At 66.8% G+C, this 15,379-nt stretch carries 14 protein-coding genes; 9 read left to right on the forward strand and 5 right to left on the reverse strand.

The features are described 5' to 3' along the window. Genes A7U43_RS06920 through A7U43_RS06935 form a run of 4 tightly spaced genes read left to right on the forward strand, consistent with a single transcriptional unit; the run spans position 1 to position 3,451 of the window. Positions 1 to 387, forward strand: coding sequence for a MaoC family dehydratase (locus tag A7U43_RS06920; RefSeq protein WP_411289581.1), 387 nt, complete (start codon positions 1 to 3; stop codon positions 385 to 387). Further along, positions 384 to 1,562: a lipid-transfer protein gene (locus A7U43_RS06925; RefSeq protein WP_067992697.1), complete on the forward strand. Its 1,179-nt coding sequence runs from the start codon at positions 384 to 386 to the stop codon at positions 1,560 to 1,562. Before A7U43_RS06920 ends, A7U43_RS06925 begins: the two co-directional genes overlap by 4 nt. 43 nt (positions 1,563 to 1,605) lie before the next feature. Next, positions 1,606 to 2,712, forward strand: coding sequence for a hypothetical protein (locus tag A7U43_RS06930; protein ID WP_067992701.1), 1,107 nt, complete (start codon positions 1,606 to 1,608; stop codon positions 2,710 to 2,712). A 7-nt stretch (positions 2,713 to 2,719) separates the two neighbouring features. Next, on the forward strand, positions 2,720 to 3,451 hold the full coding sequence (locus A7U43_RS06935; protein WP_156525859.1) for a hypothetical protein: 732 nt from the start codon (positions 2,720 to 2,722) through the stop codon (positions 3,449 to 3,451). Here the strand turns inward: A7U43_RS06935 and A7U43_RS06940 are convergent. Both A7U43_RS06940 and kstD read right to left on the reverse strand, forming a co-directional pair. After that, positions 3,438 to 4,298 (reverse strand): MaoC family dehydratase, encoded by an 861-nt coding sequence (locus A7U43_RS06940; protein WP_067992707.1) that lies wholly within the window; start codon positions 4,296 to 4,298, stop codon positions 3,438 to 3,440. The two genes, A7U43_RS06935 and A7U43_RS06940, sit on opposite strands and share 14 nt — an antisense overlap. 1 nt (position 4,299) lies before the next feature. Then, positions 4,300 to 5,982 (reverse strand): 3-oxosteroid 1-dehydrogenase, encoded by a 1,683-nt coding sequence (kstD, locus tag A7U43_RS06945; protein WP_068002075.1) that lies wholly within the window; start codon positions 5,980 to 5,982, stop codon positions 4,300 to 4,302. Positions 5,983 to 6,077: 95 nt separating this feature from the next. On the opposite strand from kstD, the gene A7U43_RS06950 reads away from it, so the two are divergent. Genes A7U43_RS06950 through dmpG form a run of 3 tightly spaced genes read left to right on the forward strand, consistent with a single transcriptional unit; the run spans position 6,078 to position 8,836 of the window. Continuing rightward, positions 6,078 to 6,863: a 2-keto-4-pentenoate hydratase gene (locus tag A7U43_RS06950; protein WP_068002077.1), complete on the forward strand. Its 786-nt coding sequence runs from the start codon at positions 6,078 to 6,080 to the stop codon at positions 6,861 to 6,863. Positions 6,864 to 6,872: 9 nt separating this feature from the next. After that, on the forward strand, positions 6,873 to 7,784 hold the full coding sequence (locus A7U43_RS06955; RefSeq protein WP_067992710.1) for an acetaldehyde dehydrogenase (acetylating): 912 nt from the start codon (positions 6,873 to 6,875) through the stop codon (positions 7,782 to 7,784). Continuing rightward, complete coding sequence (gene dmpG / locus A7U43_RS06960) at positions 7,781 to 8,836, forward strand: 4-hydroxy-2-oxovalerate aldolase (protein WP_067992714.1); 1,056 nt, start codon at positions 7,781 to 7,783, stop codon at positions 8,834 to 8,836. Before A7U43_RS06955 ends, dmpG begins: the two co-directional genes overlap by 4 nt. 29 nt (positions 8,837 to 8,865) lie before the next feature. Here the strand turns inward: dmpG and A7U43_RS06965 are convergent, their stop codons facing one another. The 3 genes from A7U43_RS06965 to A7U43_RS06975 all read right to left on the reverse strand — a co-directional run bounded on the left by A7U43_RS06965 (position 8,866) and on the right by A7U43_RS06975 (position 12,028). Further along, the gene (locus A7U43_RS06965) at positions 8,866 to 9,915 is read right to left on the reverse strand and encodes an alpha/beta fold hydrolase (protein WP_068002080.1); all 1,050 of its coding nucleotides are present in this window, start codon (positions 9,913 to 9,915) and stop codon (positions 8,866 to 8,868) included. Then, positions 9,915 to 11,159, reverse strand: a complete 1,245-nt coding sequence (fmdA, locus tag A7U43_RS06970; RefSeq protein ID WP_067992717.1) for a formamidase — start codon at positions 11,157 to 11,159, stop codon at positions 9,915 to 9,917. Before fmdA ends, A7U43_RS06965 begins: the two co-directional genes overlap by 1 nt. A 503-nt stretch (positions 11,160 to 11,662) precedes the next feature. Further along, on the reverse strand, positions 11,663 to 12,028 hold the full coding sequence (locus A7U43_RS06975) for a MarR family winged helix-turn-helix transcriptional regulator (protein WP_067992720.1): 366 nt from the start codon (positions 12,026 to 12,028) through the stop codon (positions 11,663 to 11,665). A gap of 30 nt (positions 12,029 to 12,058) precedes the next feature. Here A7U43_RS06975 and A7U43_RS06980 point away from each other — a divergent pair, with 30 nt between their 5' ends. Then, positions 12,059 to 13,186: a substrate-binding domain-containing protein gene (locus A7U43_RS06980; protein ID WP_067992723.1), complete on the forward strand. Its 1,128-nt coding sequence runs from the start codon at positions 12,059 to 12,061 to the stop codon at positions 13,184 to 13,186. Positions 13,187 to 13,221: 35 nt separating this feature from the next. Further along, positions 13,222 to 15,327 (forward strand): RecQ family ATP-dependent DNA helicase, encoded by a 2,106-nt coding sequence (locus A7U43_RS06985; RefSeq protein WP_067992726.1) that lies wholly within the window; start codon positions 13,222 to 13,224, stop codon positions 15,325 to 15,327. The last annotated feature ends 52 nt before the right edge of the window (positions 15,328 to 15,379 follow it).

The raw sequence follows: 15,379 nt of genomic DNA on the forward strand, positions 1-15,379 counted from the left end.
GTGAGTGTGGGCACCAAGCTGCCCGAACTGCAGATTTACGGCGATCCCACGTTCATCGTGTCGACTGCCATCGCGACCCGCGACTACCAGGACGTGCACCACGACCGGGACAAGGCGCAGGCCAAGGGTTCCAAGGACATCTTCGTCAACATCCTGACCGACACCGGTCTGGTGGGGCGCTACGTCACCGACTGGGCCGGGCCGAAGGCGAGGGTCAAGTCGATCAAGCTTCGCCTCGGGGTGCCGTGGTACGCCTACGACACCATCACCTTCACCGGTGAGGTCACCGATATCGACGGCGATCTCGTGACGTTGAAGGTGGTGGGCGCCAACAGCCTTGGCAACCACGTCATCGCCACGTCCACTCTGACTTTGGGGGACAAGTGACGCTCTCCGGCAAGGCCGGGTTATCCGGAAAAGCAGCGATCGCCGGCATCGGCGCCACCGACTTCTCCAAGAACTCCGGCCGCAGCGAGCTGCGGCTGGCCGCCGAGGCGGTGCTCGACGCGCTCGACGATGCGGGCCTGACCCCCGCCGATGTCGACGGCCTGGTGACCTTCACAATGGATTCCAACCTGGAGACCGCGGTGGCGCGGTCCACCGGGATCGGGGATCTGAAGTTCTTCAGCCAGATCGGGTACGGCGGCGGCGCTGCGGCGGCGACCGTCCAGCAGGCCGCCCTGGCGGTCGCGACGGGCGTGGCCGAGGTGGTCGTCGCCTACCGTGCCTTCAACGAGCGCTCGGAATTCCGTTTCGGTCAGGTGATGAGCGGTCTGACCATCAATGCCGACTCCCGCGGTGTCGAGTACAGCTGGTCCTACCCGCACGGCCTGAGCACCCCGGCCGCCTCGGTGGCGATGATCGCCCAGCGCTACATGCACGAATACGGGGCCACCAGTGCGGATTTCGGCGCCGTCTCGGTCGCCGACCGCAAACATGCCGCCAACAATCCGAAGGCACACTTCTACGGCAAGCCGATCACCATCGAGGATCACCAGAACTCGCGGTGGATCGCCGAACCGCTACGGCTGCTGGATTGCTGCCAGGAAACCGACGGCGGGGTGGCGATCGTGGTCACCACCCCGGAGCGGGCCCGCGACCTGCGGCATCGGCCGGCGATCATCGAGGCCGCCGCCCAGGGCGCCGGCACCGACCAGTTCACCATGTACTCCTACTACCGCGAGGAACTCGGCCTGCCCGAGATGGGCCTGGTCGGCCGCCAGCTCTGGGAGCAGAGCGGACTGTCGCCGGCCGATATCCAAACCGCGATCCTGTATGACCACTTCACCCCCTATACGCTGATCCAGCTGGAGGAACTCGGCTTCTGCGGCAAGGGCGAGGCCAAGGATTTCATCGCCGGCGGCGCCATCGAACTCGGTGGGAAGTTACCCATCAACACGCACGGCGGTCAGCTCGGTGAGGCCTATATCCACGGCATGAACGGCATCGCCGAGGGCGTGCGCCAGTTGCGCGGAACCTCGGTCAACCAGGTCGACAATGTCGAACATGTGCTGGTCACAGCGGGTACGGGTGTGCCGACCTCGGGTCTGATCCTCGGGTAATTAGTGTGCCGACCCAGGTGGGGGGCACGGTAATCTCGAGCCCATGGGGATCCAGCCTGACGTGAGCCCATACGGGGGGCAGACGGTCACCGGCCCGGGTTGGCCGAACGTCGACGAGAACGCGCTGGCCGCGGCGGCGGCACAGTACGAGGCATTGGCGGCCAAGATCAGTGGCACGGTGGTGCCGCAGCAGCAGGCCCAGCTGATGAAGATGACCGGTGACTGGCTGGGCACGGGTTCGGCGGCGGCGGCCGGTGAGGCCAGCTCCATCATCGGCAGCCACGAGTCCAATGCCGCGCAGGCGGCGGCCATCGCGGCCAAGCTGCGCACGATGGAGGCCACGGTCATCCAGACCAAGACGATGGCGAACATCGTCGCGCAGGAAACCCAGGCCGAGTGCATGGCGATCCAGTCGATGCCGGTCAGCAACACCCAGGCGCTGGTGCAGAGCCGGATCATGCTCGGCCTGTCGCAGAACACCGCCACCGTCACCGCCAACGCCGGCACCATGGCCAACGCCATCGGTGCGCCGGCCAGCACACCCAGCCCGGGCGCGCCGGCGGTGGGGCCCCAGCAGGCCGCCGGTATGGCGGGCCAGGATCCGGGGCAGGCCATGCAGATGATGGGCCAGCTGGCCGGTTTGGTCGGTCAGATCCCGCAAATGCTCGGTCAGGCGATGGGCCAGGTCACCCAGGCTCCGCAGCAGCTGATGCAGAGCGTCGGGCAACCACTGCAGCAGCTCACCTCGATGTTCGGCCAGGGCGCCGGGGGTTCGGGTCTCGGCGCGGTGTCGCCCTTCTCCGCGTTTTCGAACCACCCGCTGGCCGGTGGCAGTGGAGCCGGCGCCGGGGCGGGCATGGTCCGGGCGGCCGGTCTGCCCGGGGGTGGCGGCGGGTCGGCCCAGTCACCGCTGATGGCGAGCCTGGTCGGAAACACCGGGCCCGTGTCGGTGGCGCCGGCCCCGGGCGCCAATGCCGGTGGCGGTGCCGTCGGAGGCATGGCGCCGGTGGCCGCCGGTGGCGGCATGGGTGGTGGCATGGGGCCGATGATGGGGCAGCGCGGGACCAGCGGGGGGACGACATCCGGCTTGGCGTTACCCGCGGCCCTGGAATACGACCTGGCCGAAGACGATGTCGACGAGGACTGGTGACGGCGCGGTGACAAGTTTCGAGAAACCCGAGAACATCAGCTGGGAGGCCGCGACGGTCGAACTCCCGCCGATGCCGGTGATCCCGCCCGGCGCGGATGCGATGAGCATGACGATTTCAGCCGTGCTGCCCACGCTGGAGGCGATGATGACCGCCAACGTGACTTCGCTTGCGGCCAAGGAGAACACGTTCTCCGGCAAGGTCGGTGCGGCGCAGGCCGCTTACAACGTCGGCGACGAATCCGCCGGCCAGTCGGTGGGTCAGTCCGGTGACATGCTCGGCCAGCTCACCGGTCAGCTGGGGCAGCTCGCACAGATGCCGCAGCAGGCGGCGAGCAGCCTCGGCGGTGGCCAGGGTGGCGGCTTCGGTCAGTTGATCCAGCAGGCCATGCAGGCGGCGCAGGGCGCCGTGCAGCAGGGCACCCAGGCCGCGCAGCAGGGTCAGGGGCCGGGTGGGGGTCCTGGTGGTCCACCACCGGGGATGCCCGGTGCACCGACACCCGAACAGCGCGAGAACGAGCAGAACGCGCGCGACGAACAGCAAGACCAGCGCGAAGCACAGCAGGACGAGCGTCAGGCCGCCCAGGATGCCCGCGATGAGCAGCAGGACCGGCGTCAGGCGGTGCTGGATTCACGCGAGCACGGGGCGGCCGGTGGTTCCACCGCGGGGCCGGCGCCCGTCGCACCGCATGGTCCGTCGCGGCCGACCTCCGGCGGCGAGGACCTGGCTAAGCAGGTGTGAGTTCGACCCCGGACAGCACCACGGTGTTGTCCCTGCTGGGGGCGGTGAGCGTCCCGATGTACTTGCCGTCCTGGCGCCAGATGTTGGCCTGCAATGTCTCGCCGGGGATGACGGTGCCGGCGAACCGGGCGCCGTAGCTGCCGACAGCGCTCACGTCGGCGTCAAGGAAGTGGTCCACGATGGCCTTGGCGCCGATGCCGTAGGTGCACAGGCCGTGCAGGATCGGCCGGTCGAATCCGGCGGCCTTCGCGAAGCCGGGATCCGAGTGCAGCGGGTTGCGGTCCCCGCACAGCCGGTACAGCAGCGCCTGCTGCGGCAGCGTCGGAATGGCGATCTCGGCATCGGGTGCGCGGTCGGGCAGTTCCACCGAGGTGGACGGTCCGCGTTCGCCGCCGAAGCCGCCCTCGCCGCGGGCGAAGATGGAACGTTTCGTCGTCCACAGCACCTTGCCGGACGCATCGGTCACGGTGGATTCGCTGACGATGACGGCGGCCTTGCCCTTGTCCCAGATCTCGGTGAAGCGCTGCTTGGACCAGGCCGTGCCGCTGGTCGGGATGGGACCCGGCACGGTCACGGCCTCGCTGGCGTGCAGCACCTTGGACAGCTCGATGTCGATACCGGGGAACTGCACCGTCGGCGCCTCGGTCATGTGGAAGCTGGCCGCCACATTGCCGAAGGTCGGCAGCACCTGCGGGGTGTTGTCCGTCAGGTACCGCAGCTCGCGCTCATCCATCGGATCGGCACCGGCCCCGAGACCGAGGTGGTACAGCTGGATGTCGCTGCTGGTCCACGAGAACTCGATGGGGTCAAGATCGGCGGCGAGCGCCAAGGCGGCATCGATCGGCATATCAGCCCTTTCCGGCAACGGCGAGCGCGGCCAGGTATCCGAAGGTCATGGCCGGACCGATGGTGCCGCCCGGACCGGGGTAGGTGTGGCCCATCACCGGCGAGCTGACATTACCGGCGGCGTACAGCCCCTCGATCACGGAGTTGTCGTCACGCAGGGCGCGCCCGTCGTTGTCGGTGCGGATACCGCCCTTGGTGCCGAGATCGCCGGGCACCATCTTCGCGGCGTAGAACGGCCCGTGCTTGATCTCGCCCAGGTTCGGGTTGGGCTTGACGGTGGGGTCGCCGTAGTAGCGGTCATAGGCGCTGTCGCCGCGGTGGAAGTCCTCGTCGACCCCGGAGCGGGCGAAACCGTTGAACCGTTCGACGGTGGCGGCCAGCGCATCGGCCGCCAGGCCGGTCTTCTCGGCAAGTTCGGCCAGCGTGTCCGCCTTGACGACGACGCCGGACTCCAGCCACTTCTTCGGAATGCGTTGTCCCGGCTGAAGTCCCGCGAAGATGTACCGGTCGCGGTATTGCTGGTCGAAGATCAGCCACGCCGGCACGTTCTCGCCGGGACCCTCGCCCTGCCCGTACCGGCCGCCGTACATGTGGTGGCAGGCCTCGACGTAGGGCATCGACTCGTTCATGAACCGCTTGGCGGACATGTTGACGATGATCGACCCGGGCGAATTGCGTTCCGACAGAGCGAACCACGGCGCGTCGACCAGCGGAACCGTCGGGCCCCACCACGAGTCCTCCATGAGTTCCAACGCGGCACCCAGCTTTTCGGCGGCCAGGATGCCGTCACCGGTGTTGGCGGCGGCACCCACCGTCCACTCGGTGGTGATCGGGGCGCGTTGGTACTTCACCCGCATCTGCTCGTTGTGTTCGAACCCGCCCGAGCCCAGGATCACGCCCTTGCGGGCCCGGATCAGGGTGGGCTCGGCACTTTCGGGATCCTGGGTGTTGCGCACATAGATCCCGCGCACGACGCCGTCTTCGAGGTACAGATCGGTCAGCGCGGTGTTGAGCAGGACCGGAACGCCGGCCCGCTGCAACCCGATGCGCAGCGGAGCGATCAGCGCCCGGCCCATACCGACCAGGTTCTTGCCCGTCGCGTTGGCCCACACCGAGCGCACCCCGACCTTGATGCTGCGCAGCACGCCACGCGGATGGCGTTTGAGTTGGTTGAGCCGCACGTAATCCTGCTGCAACACCACCATGTTCATCGGCACCTTGCCGTACGGCGGCTCCAGGCCCGCCTCATCGGCGCCGAGCTTCTTGGCGTTGAACGGTTTGGGTTCCACCGAGCGGCCGGTGGCCTTGCCGCCGGGGGTCTCCGGGTAGTAGTCGGAGTAACCCGGAACCCAGCACAGCTTCAGCGGCGAGTGCTTGAGCACGAACGACAACATCTCCGGACCGCGGTCCAGATACGTGTCGATCTTCTCCGCGGGCACCACGTCACCGATGATCGCGTGCAGATACTTGCGCGCCTCCTCGGCGGTGTCCTTGACGCCGTCCCGCTTGAGGACTTCGTTGTTCGGGATCCACACGCCGCCACCTGACCGCGCAGTGGAACCGCCATAGTGCGGGGCCTTCTCAACGACTACTGTCGAGAGGCCCTGGTGAGCAGCGGTGAGGGCGGCGACCATGCCGGCAGCGCCGCTGCCGACCACGACGACGTCGTACTCCTGTCCAGTCATGTAGAACACGTTATAGAATTGCAGTGCCTTTCGACAACAGGCCCGCAACTGTGCCGGTCGAGGGCCTGATGAGATTACGAGGGGAATTCACCAACATGCTCAGTGTCGAGGTCCGCGACGAGCTTGCTGCCGACTTGGCCGAGGCGGAGCGCAGTCGGGTGCCGACCACTCCGTTGACGGATCGGTATCCCGATATCGATGTGGTGGATGCCTACGAAATCCAGTTGATCAACATCCGGCAGCGGGTGGCCGAGGGTGCGCGGGTGATCGGGCACAAGGTGGGTCTGTCGTCGGAGGCGATGCAGAAGATGATGGGGGTGGATGAGCCCGATTACGGCCATCTGCTGGCCGACATGGAGGTTTTCGAGGACAAACCGGTTGCGGCGGGCCGGTTCCTGTATCCGCGGGTGGAGGTCGAGGTGGGGTTCATCCTGGCCGATGATCTGCCCGGCGCGGGGTGTACCGAGGATGATGTGCTGGCGGCGACGGCGGCGTATGCGCCGTCGATCGAGTTGATCGATACCCGGATCACGGACTGGAAGATCAAGTTGTGCGACACGATCGCCGACAATGCGTCCTCCGCGGGGTGGGTGTTGGGTCCGGAGCGGGTGTCGCCCAAGGACATCGATATCAAAGCCATCGACGCCGTTTTGAAGCGCAACGGTGAGGTGGTGGCCGAGGGTCGCAGCGATGCGGTGCTGGGGAATCCGGTGACGTCGGTGGCGTGGTTGGCGCGCAAGGTGGATCAATTCGGGGTGCGGCTGCGTGCCGGGGACATTGTGTTGCCGGGGGCATGTATGCGTGCGATAGATGCTCGTCCCGGTGACGATTTCGTAGCGGATTTCGACGGGCTAGGTTCGGTTCGTCTTTCTTTCGAATAGGAGCCACGTATGGCTGAGAAGTTGTCGGTTGCGATTGTGGGGTCGGGCAATATCAGCACCGACCTGTTGTACAAGTTGTTGCGGTCGGACTGGTTGGAACCACGCTGGATGATCGGGATCGACCCGGCGTCGGAGGGTTTGGCGCGGGCCCGCACGTTGGGGTTGGAGACCTCCCATGAGGGGGTGGATTGGTTGTTGGGCCAGTCCGAGAAGCCCGATGTGGTGTTCGAGGCGACCAGCGCGTATGTGCATCGTGATGCGGCGCCGCGGTATGAAGAGGCGGGGATCACCGCGATCGATCTGACTCCGGCGGCGGTAGGGCCGGGGGTGATTCCGCCGGCGAATCTGCGGGCGCATCTGGATGCGCCGAATGTGAACATGGTGACCTGTGGTGGGCAGGCGACGATCCCGATGGTGTACGCCGTCAGCCGCGTGGTCGATGTGCCGTATGCCGAGATCGTGGCGTCGGTGTCGAGCGCGTCGGCCGGTCCGGGGACGCGGGCCAATATCGATGAGTTCACCAAGACCACCAGCGCCGGTGTGCGTGATATCGGTGGGGCGGCGCGTGGTAAGGCGATCATCATCTTGAACCCGGCGGATCCGCCGATGATCATGCGGGACACCATTTTCTGCGCGATCCCCGAGGATGCCGATCATGATGCGATCACCGCCTCGATCAAGGAGGTCGTCGCCGAGGTGCAGAGCTATGTGCCCGGATACCGGTTGCTCAATGAGCCGCAGTTCGACGAGCCGTCGGTGGTCAACGGTGGCCAGCACGTGGTCACCACGTTCGTCGAGGTCGAGGGGGCCGGGGATTATCTGCCGCCCTATGCCGGGAATCTGGACATCATGACCGCGGCGGCGACCAAGGTCGGCGAGGAGATCGCCAAGGAACGAGTTTCGGCAGGAGCGCAGGCATGAGTGGTACCGGAGAGATTTTCTTCAACCCGGTCTGGGATGTCCGGATGACCGATACGTCGCTGCGTGATGGGTCGCATCACAAGCGTCACCAGTTCACCGCCGATGAGGTGCGCTCGATCGTCGCGGCCCTGGATACCGCGGGGGTGCCGGTCATCGAGGTCACCCACGGCGACGGGTTGGGCGGCTCGTCGTTCAACTACGGGTTCTCCAAAACCCCTGAGCAGGAACTGATCAAGCTCGCGGCCGAGACCGCGAAGGACGCCAAGATCGCGTTTTTGATGTTGCCGGGTGTGGGCACCAAGGAGGACATCAAGGAGGCGCAGAACAACGGTGGGGAGATCTGCCGCATCGCCACGCACTGCACCGAGGCCGATGTCTCCATCCAGCATTTCGGGTTGGCCCGTGAACTCGGCCTGGAGACGGTCGGCTTTTTGATGATGAGCCACACCATCTCCCCGGAGAAGCTGGCTGCTCAGGCCCGGATCATGGCCGACGCGGGGTGCCAATGTGTGTATGTGGTGGATTCGGCGGGGGCGTTGGTGCTCGATCAGGTCGCTGATCGGGTGGCGGCATTGGTCGCTGAGCTCGGCGATGACGCCCAGGTCGGGTTTCACGGGCACGAGAATCTCGGGCTGGGGGTGGCCAACAGCATCGAGGCGGTGCGCGCGGGTGCCAAGCAGATCGACGGGTCGTGTCGGCGGTTCGGTGCCGGTGCGGGTAACGCGCCGGTGGAGGCGATGATCGGGGTGTTCGACAAGATCGGTGTGAAGACCGGGATCGATTTCTTCGAGATCGCCGATGCCGCCGAGGAGGTCGTCGCGCCGGCGATGCCGGCGGAGTGCCTGTTGGATCGTAATGCGTTGATCATGGGCTACTCGGGGGTGTATTCGAGCTTCCTCAAGCACGCCATCCGCCAGTCCGAGCGCTACGGGGTGCCCGCGCATCAGCTGCTGCACCGCGCCGGGCAACGCAAACTCATCGGCGGCCAAGAAGACCAACTCATCGACATCGCCCTGGAAATCAAACGCGAACAGGAAGCCCAGAACGCCTGACTCGTCGCCCGGAGTAGCCGCAGGTCTGGCTACTCCGGCGGCGCGTATCCCGGCTTACTCATCAGCTCGCGCAACCCGGCGTCGATGAAGTCGGTGTCCACATCGTTGGCGCCACCGCCGGCGAAATGCCCCCAGATTCCGGGGATGACCCTGACCTCACCGTCGGGTATGAACTGACTGGCCCACTGCTCGTCTTCGGGTGGGAAGTACAGATCCTTCTCGGCGGGCATGGCCAGCAGCGGGCACTTGATCGAGGCCAGCGCCTTCTGCACGCCACCATCGAAACCCGGCGTGTTCCCGACATTTCCGCTGTGCCACGTGCCGATCATCGCGATCAGGTTGTTCGGGTCGCGGCCGTCGCGGAAGAACGCCTCCCAGAATCCGTAGAGGAAATCGTCGAGCGACGTGTAACCCAGCGTGCGCCACGTCTCCTCCCAGTAGAAGGCCTGCGAGTAGCCCCAGCCCGAGTACACCCGGGCGAATGCCCGTAATCCCTTGACCGGTGGCCGATCCGGGTCGTAATCGCCCCCGGCGAAGGCCGCGTCGGCGGTCAGCGCGGCCACCAGGGACTCCAGGAACACCTTGTTGTGCGGTGCGGTGATGCTGGATCCGCAGAACGGTGCGGCCCGCGCCACCATCTCGGGATGGCTCACCGCCCACTGGTAGGTCTGCCCCGCGCCCATCGACCACCCGGTGACCAGCGCGATCGACGTGATGCCGAATTTCTCGGTGACCAACCGGTATTGCGCTTCGACCTGGTCATAGAACGTGACCGCCGGAAAGCGCGGGCCGTCATAGGGGGCCGGGGTGTTCGACGGGGAGGACGACAGACCATTGCCCAACATGTTCGGGACGATGATGAACATCGAGGCGGGATCGAGGACACGCCCCGGGCCGATGAGCCACTCGTTGTCGGTGTGCCAGCCGGAATACCAGGTCGGGTAGACGATCACGTTGGACTTGTCGGCGTTGAGCGTCCCGTAGGTCTGGTAGGCCAGCCGGGCATCACGCAGCGTGAAGCCGCTCTGCAGGGTGAAGTCGCCGAGTGCGAAGTATTCGGCGTCCTGCGGTGCCGGCATCAGTTGCTCACCGCGCACTGCCCGCGGTCGATCCGCTGCGGGGGCGTGCTGGACGGGCGCACATCGATATCGAAGATGGCGGTCGGAATATACAGCGTCGCACATGAATTGGGGACATCGACGACGCCGGACATCCTGCCCTCCACCGGCGCGGCACCCAGGATCAGGTAGGCCTGCTCCTTGGTCCAGCCGAATTTCGACAGGTACTCGATGGCGTTGAGGCAGGCATTCTGGTACGCCAGCGTGGTGTCGAGGTAGTGCTGAGTGCCGTTGCGGTCTACCGAGAACCCGACGAAGGTGAGGAACTCCGAGTAACGCGGTTCCACGATCCCCGGCATGAAGATCGGATTGGTGGTGACACCGTAGGTCTCCATCCCGCCCTTGATGATCTCCACGCGCAGATCGATATAGCCGCCCATCTCGATGGCGCCACAGAAGGTGATCTCGCCGTCGCCTTGAGAGAAGTGCAGGTCGCCCAGCGACAGATTGGCGCCGTCCACGAACACCGGGTAGAAGATCCGGCTGCCCTTGGAGAGGTTCTTGATGTCCTGGTTGCCACCGTTCTCCCGCGGCGGGGCCGTGCGGGCCGCCTCGGCCGCGGCACGCTCGTAGTCGGCTCCGGTGAGGCTGCCCAGCACCGCATTGGACGGCAGCGGCGGCAGCGCGAGCGGCGGTACCCGGTCGGGATCGGTGGCGATGAGCTGGGCTTCGCGGTGATTCCATTTTGCCAACAGGTCCGCACTGGGCGCGGTGCCCATCAGGCCAGGGTGGATGAGCCCGGTGAACTCCACCCCCGGCACATGCCTACTGGTGGCCTTCTGGCCGGTGAAATCCCAGATCGCCTTGTAGGCGGCGGGGAACCAATCGGTGAGGAAACCACCGCCGTTGTCCTTGGCGAAGATCCCGGTGTAACCCCACCCCTGCCCGGCCACGGGACCGCTTTGCTGTGGCACCGGCCCGACGTCGAGGATGTCGACGACCAGCAGGTCACCGGGCTGGGCGCCCTCGACCGCGAACGGCCCCGAAAGCTGGTGCACCATGGACAGGTCGCAGTCGCGGATATCGTTGGCATCGTCGGAGTTGACGATGGTGCCGTCGAACCATTCCTTGGACTCCACACGGAAGCTGTCGCCGGACTTCACCGTGGCCACGGCTGGGATATCGGGATGCCACCGGTTGTGGCCGACCAGTTGCTGCTCCCGGAACGGCTTGCTCTGGTCGACGGGAAAGATCACATCAGGCATGGGAGGACTCCTCGAATCGTTGTTGATGCAGTGGTTTTCACGGCGCGGGCAGCATCCGGTGCCGTGGGTCCGCGTATCGGCGGGCCGATGTTTCTGCCGCGCTTGACGTTCGTCGGACCACCGAGGGTGCGGAGCGGGACTGTTCATGCAGGTCGAGGATGCGCGTGCCAACCTGGTCAGATGTGAGCATTCCGCCCAGTGAGTACACCCGTTTGCTTGTGCCGCAGCATGTTTGACAGTCAACCGAGGTGGGCGCGCTGCCGATCGTGAAGGTGAGGTCGAATGCACCGTCGGTCGGGCAGCGGTAGCGGTAGCGTGGCACGGGTCCTCCGCGTGTGGTCCAAGATATTCCCATTTGGGAATAATCTCGAACCTACACCCGCGTGGGGGGACGTCAAGGGCGAACCACAGGCAAAATTGCGGTGGCCGGTTGTGTTCACCCGGTTGTCACATCTGGCGCCGAACGTGACCGACGAGATTTACAATGGTGCAACACGCACGTCCTAGATTGGTGTGGGGTCGCCGTCCTGAAGGAAAACCATTGGGGTGATTGCGGATTCCGCGGTTCGGAGGAGCTCGGCGCCATGCGACGACGATCGCAGAACGGTTCGGCGGCGGTCCTGCTGCGACATGGCGCGGTAGACGGCGCCGAGGTCGACGAGCCCGTCGATGATCCTGGTGGCCGAGGTGGACGGCACCGCGAGGGCCTCGACGATGTCCGACATGGAACACCCCGGATTGTGATGCACGAAATGCAGCGCCCGCCAGCGGTCCACGGTGAGCTCGGTGCCGGCCAGCGCGGCGTCGATTCCGGCGGTCACGATGGCGGCGCGACGGAGCAGCGTGAGCACCTCGACGAGGTCGTCCATGGCTTGCCTTCTCGCTCGGGAATCCACAGCATGACAGATGCCGGCGTAGCCGCGGAACACCGCCGCCAGGACCCCTCGGAATTCCGGGTGGCGCTGGCGCTCCCTCGGCAGGGACCGGCGGGGATCTTCGGGCTGGAGTGTCGCGCGGCCGCCGAGTTGGCCGCCGCCGAGATCGACGCGGCAGGTGGGGTCGCCGGTCGCCGGGTGCAGTTCGTGCACGTCGATGCCGGCGGCGATCCGGCCGCGGTGGCCACCACGATCGGGGACCTGGTGACCGCCGGCGCCGTCGACGCCGTCACCGGGTGGCACCTGTCCAATGCCCGCCAGGCGATCGCCAAGGTCGTCGAGGGTCGCATCCCCTACGTGTACGCCGCCGCATACGAGGGTGGTGAGACCAGCGACGGTGTGCTCTGCAGCGGGGAGGTTCCCGGTGACCAGATCATCGCCTCGCTGCGCTGGCTACGCACCGAGCTGCGGTTGCGCCGGTGGTTCATCGTCGGCAACGACTACGTGTGGCCACGTGGCTCGGCGATGGCCACCCGCGCCGGACTGGAGGGTTCTGACATCGCCATCCTGGGGGAGCGGTTCGTGCCGCTGGGCTTCGACGGTCCGGTGGGCTGGGAGGACATCCTGGTCGATATCGAAGCCGCCGATCCGGATGGCGTCATCACACTGCTGGTGGGCTCGGACGCCGTTCGGTTCAACAGGGCATTCGCCGACGCCGGCCTGGATGCCACGGTGACGCGTTTCAGCCCGTTCACCGACGAGACCGTCATGCTGGCCAGCGGCAGTGCGTCGACCAGGAACCTGTTCATCTCGGCCGGCTGGTTCGCCGGCCTCGCCTCGGCGTCGGCCGCGGAGTTCAGCACCGGTTTTGCCCGGTCGTTCGACCTGTTCAACGGGACCGGCCCGGCCGGGGTGTCGGTAGCCCCGCAGCCGGGGACGATGGCCGAGACGACATACTCCGGCATGCATCTGCTCGCGGGTATCGCCACCACATCGGTGCCGACCGTCGAGGACGCCCGACGGGCATTCGACGGGTGGGGATGGGATTCGCCGCACGGACCGGTCGACCTGCGGCGGGGTGCGGCGCGCCACCCGGTGCACCTCGCGGTGGCGCGCGGCGTGGAACTTCGCGTCATCGCCAGGGTCCGCTGAGCGGGGTCGTCGGTCCCGACCGGCACGATGGGACCATGGACACTTCCCCGTCGCTGCGCCCGCCCGGGAACGCAACACGCACCGAGGCGCAGGCGATTCTCGAACAACTGGCCGGTCCGGCGGCGCGGCTTCGCGACGACCAGTGGACTGCCATCGAGGCGCTGGTGGTGCACCGCAAGCGTGCGCTGGTGGTGCAACGCACCGGCTGGGGCAAGTCCGCGGTGTACTTCATCGCGGCCAAGCTGCTGCGCGCCGCGGGCCGCGGGCCGACCGTCATCGTGTCCCCGCTGCTCGCATTGATGCGCAACCAGGTTCAGGCCGCCGATCGGGCCGGGGTGCACGCGGCAACCATCAACTCCAGCAATGTCACCGAGTGGGACTCTGTGCAGCAACGGATCAACGCCGGCGAGCTCGATGTCCTGCTGGTCAGTCCCGAGCGGCTGAACAACCCCGACTTCCGGGACGCCGTGCTGCCTGCACTGGCCGCCGACGCGGGCCTGGTGGTGGTCGACGAGGCGCACTGCGTCTCGGACTGGGGTCACGACTTCCGCCCCGACTACCGACGCATCCGCACCCTCATCGCCGAACTCGGCGCCGATATTCCGGTGCTGGCCACCACCGCAACCGCCAACGACCGGGTGGTCGCCGACGTGGCGGCGCAGTTGGGTGTCGGCGGTGGTGACACGCTGGTGCTGCGTGGCGGGCTGGACCGCGAGTCGTTGCGGCTGTCGGTGGTTCAGGCGGGCGGTCCGGCCAAGCGCGCAGCATGGCTTGCCGCACATATCGATTCGCTGCCCGGCTCTGGAATCGTGTACACGCTGACCGTTGCCCAGGCCCACGATATCGCGACCCTGCTGCGCGATCAGGGACATGCCGTCGCCGCCTACACCGGGTCCACGGAGGCCGCCGAACGCGAGCAGCTGGAAGAAGATCTGATCGGAAACCGGGTCAAGGCCCTGATAGCCACCTCGGCGCTGGGGATGGGATTCGACAAGCCCGACCTCGGATTCGTGGTGCACCTGGGGGCGCCGTCCTCGCCCATCGTGTACTACCAGCAGGTCGGCCGCGCGGGGCGTTCCACGGCCAGCGCGGAGGTGATCCTGCTGCCCGGCCGGGAGGACGCCGACGTGTGGCGGTACTTCGCATCGGTGGCGTTCCCCTCGGAAGCCATGGTGCGCAACGTGATAGATGCGTTGGAGCCCGACCGGGCACTGTCCACCGCCGCGCTGGAACCGCTGGTGGACCTCAACCGGTCGCGGCTGGAGATGGTGCTGAAGGTGCTCGACGTGGACGGTGGGGTGCGCCGGGTGAAGGGTGGCTGGATCGGTACCGGGCAGCCCTGGGAATACGACGAGCCCCGCTACCGCCATCTGGACGAGGCACGCAAACGCGAACAACAGGCGATGCTCGACTACCAGAGCACGTCGGAATGTCGGATGTCGTTCCTGCGCAAGCAACTCGATGATCCAGAGCTCGGCCCGCAACCCTGCGGGCGCTGTGACAACTGCACCGGCGCCCGCTACCGCGGCGAGGTGGACGACGCCGCCGCCGAGGCCACCCGGGAACGGTTGATGCGCCCCGGGGTGGAGATCGCGCCGCGTAAGCAGTGGCCCACCGGGCTCGGCAAACTCGGCATCGAGCTGTCGGGACGGATCACCGGCGGGCCCGCACCGGGCCGGGTCATCGGCCGGCTGACCGATCTGGGTTGGGGCGCTCGGTTGCGTGCCGTGCTGGACGGCCCCGACGCCGAGGTGCCCGACGAGCTGGTGGCCGCCGCCATCGCGGTGCTCAAGGCGTGGGACTGGGTGCAACGGCCCACCGCGGTACTCGCGCTGGACTCCGTCGGTCACCCGGTGTTGATCCGCTCCCTGGCGGCCCGCCTCTCCGAGGTCGGTCGCCTCAAAAACCTTGGTGTGCTTAACTATTCGCCCGAACACCGGCCGGTCGCGGCGGCCAACTCGGCCTACCGGGTAGCTGCGCTGAATGCAGCATGGGAGGCGCCTGCGGTCGTCGACGGCGAGATCGTGTTGGTGGTCGACGATATGACCGACACCGGGTGGACGCTGACGATGGCGACGCAGGTCCTACGGGCATCCGGTGCGGTCGACGTGCTGCCGTTCGCGCTGGCCTCGGTCAGCTGAGTGCAAGCTGGCCCGCACAGGCCAGGTTTGGCGCGCGCAGCCCGGTTCCCTG

This window comes from Mycobacterium adipatum (genome assembly GCF_001644575.1).
GTDB classification, from domain to species: domain Bacteria; phylum Actinomycetota; class Actinomycetes; order Mycobacteriales; family Mycobacteriaceae; genus Mycobacterium; species Mycobacterium adipatum.

Excerpts from the sequence above, each read along its gene's own strand:
- A7U43_RS06950 (WP_068002077.1), top strand. The coding sequence starts at position 6,078 with ATGCTCAGTGTCGAGGTCCGCGACGAGCTTGCTGCCGACTTGGCCGAG.
- A7U43_RS06955 (WP_067992710.1), top strand. The coding sequence starts at position 6,873 with ATGGCTGAGAAGTTGTCGGTTGCGATTGTGGGGTCGGGCAATATCAGC.
- dmpG (WP_067992714.1), top strand. The coding sequence starts at position 7,781 with ATGAGTGGTACCGGAGAGATTTTCTTCAACCCGGTCTGGGATGTCCGG.
- fmdA (WP_067992717.1), bottom strand. The coding sequence starts at position 11,159 with ATGCCTGATGTGATCTTTCCCGTCGACCAGAGCAAGCCGTTCCGGGAG.
- kstD (WP_068002075.1), bottom strand. The coding sequence starts at position 5,982 with ATGACTGGACAGGAGTACGACGTCGTCGTGGTCGGCAGCGGCGCTGCC.
- A7U43_RS06940 (WP_067992707.1), bottom strand. The coding sequence starts at position 4,298 with ATGCCGATCGATGCCGCCTTGGCGCTCGCCGCCGATCTTGACCCCATC.
- A7U43_RS06975 (WP_067992720.1), bottom strand. The coding sequence starts at position 12,028 with ATGGACGACCTCGTCGAGGTGCTCACGCTGCTCCGTCGCGCCGCCATC.
- A7U43_RS06965 (WP_068002080.1), bottom strand. The coding sequence starts at position 9,915 with ATGCCGGCACCGCAGGACGCCGAATACTTCGCACTCGGCGACTTCACC.
- A7U43_RS06930 (WP_067992701.1), top strand. The coding sequence starts at position 1,606 with ATGGGGATCCAGCCTGACGTGAGCCCATACGGGGGGCAGACGGTCACC.
- A7U43_RS06980 (WP_067992723.1), top strand. The coding sequence starts at position 12,059 with ATGACAGATGCCGGCGTAGCCGCGGAACACCGCCGCCAGGACCCCTCG.
- A7U43_RS06985 (WP_067992726.1), top strand. The coding sequence starts at position 13,222 with ATGGACACTTCCCCGTCGCTGCGCCCGCCCGGGAACGCAACACGCACC.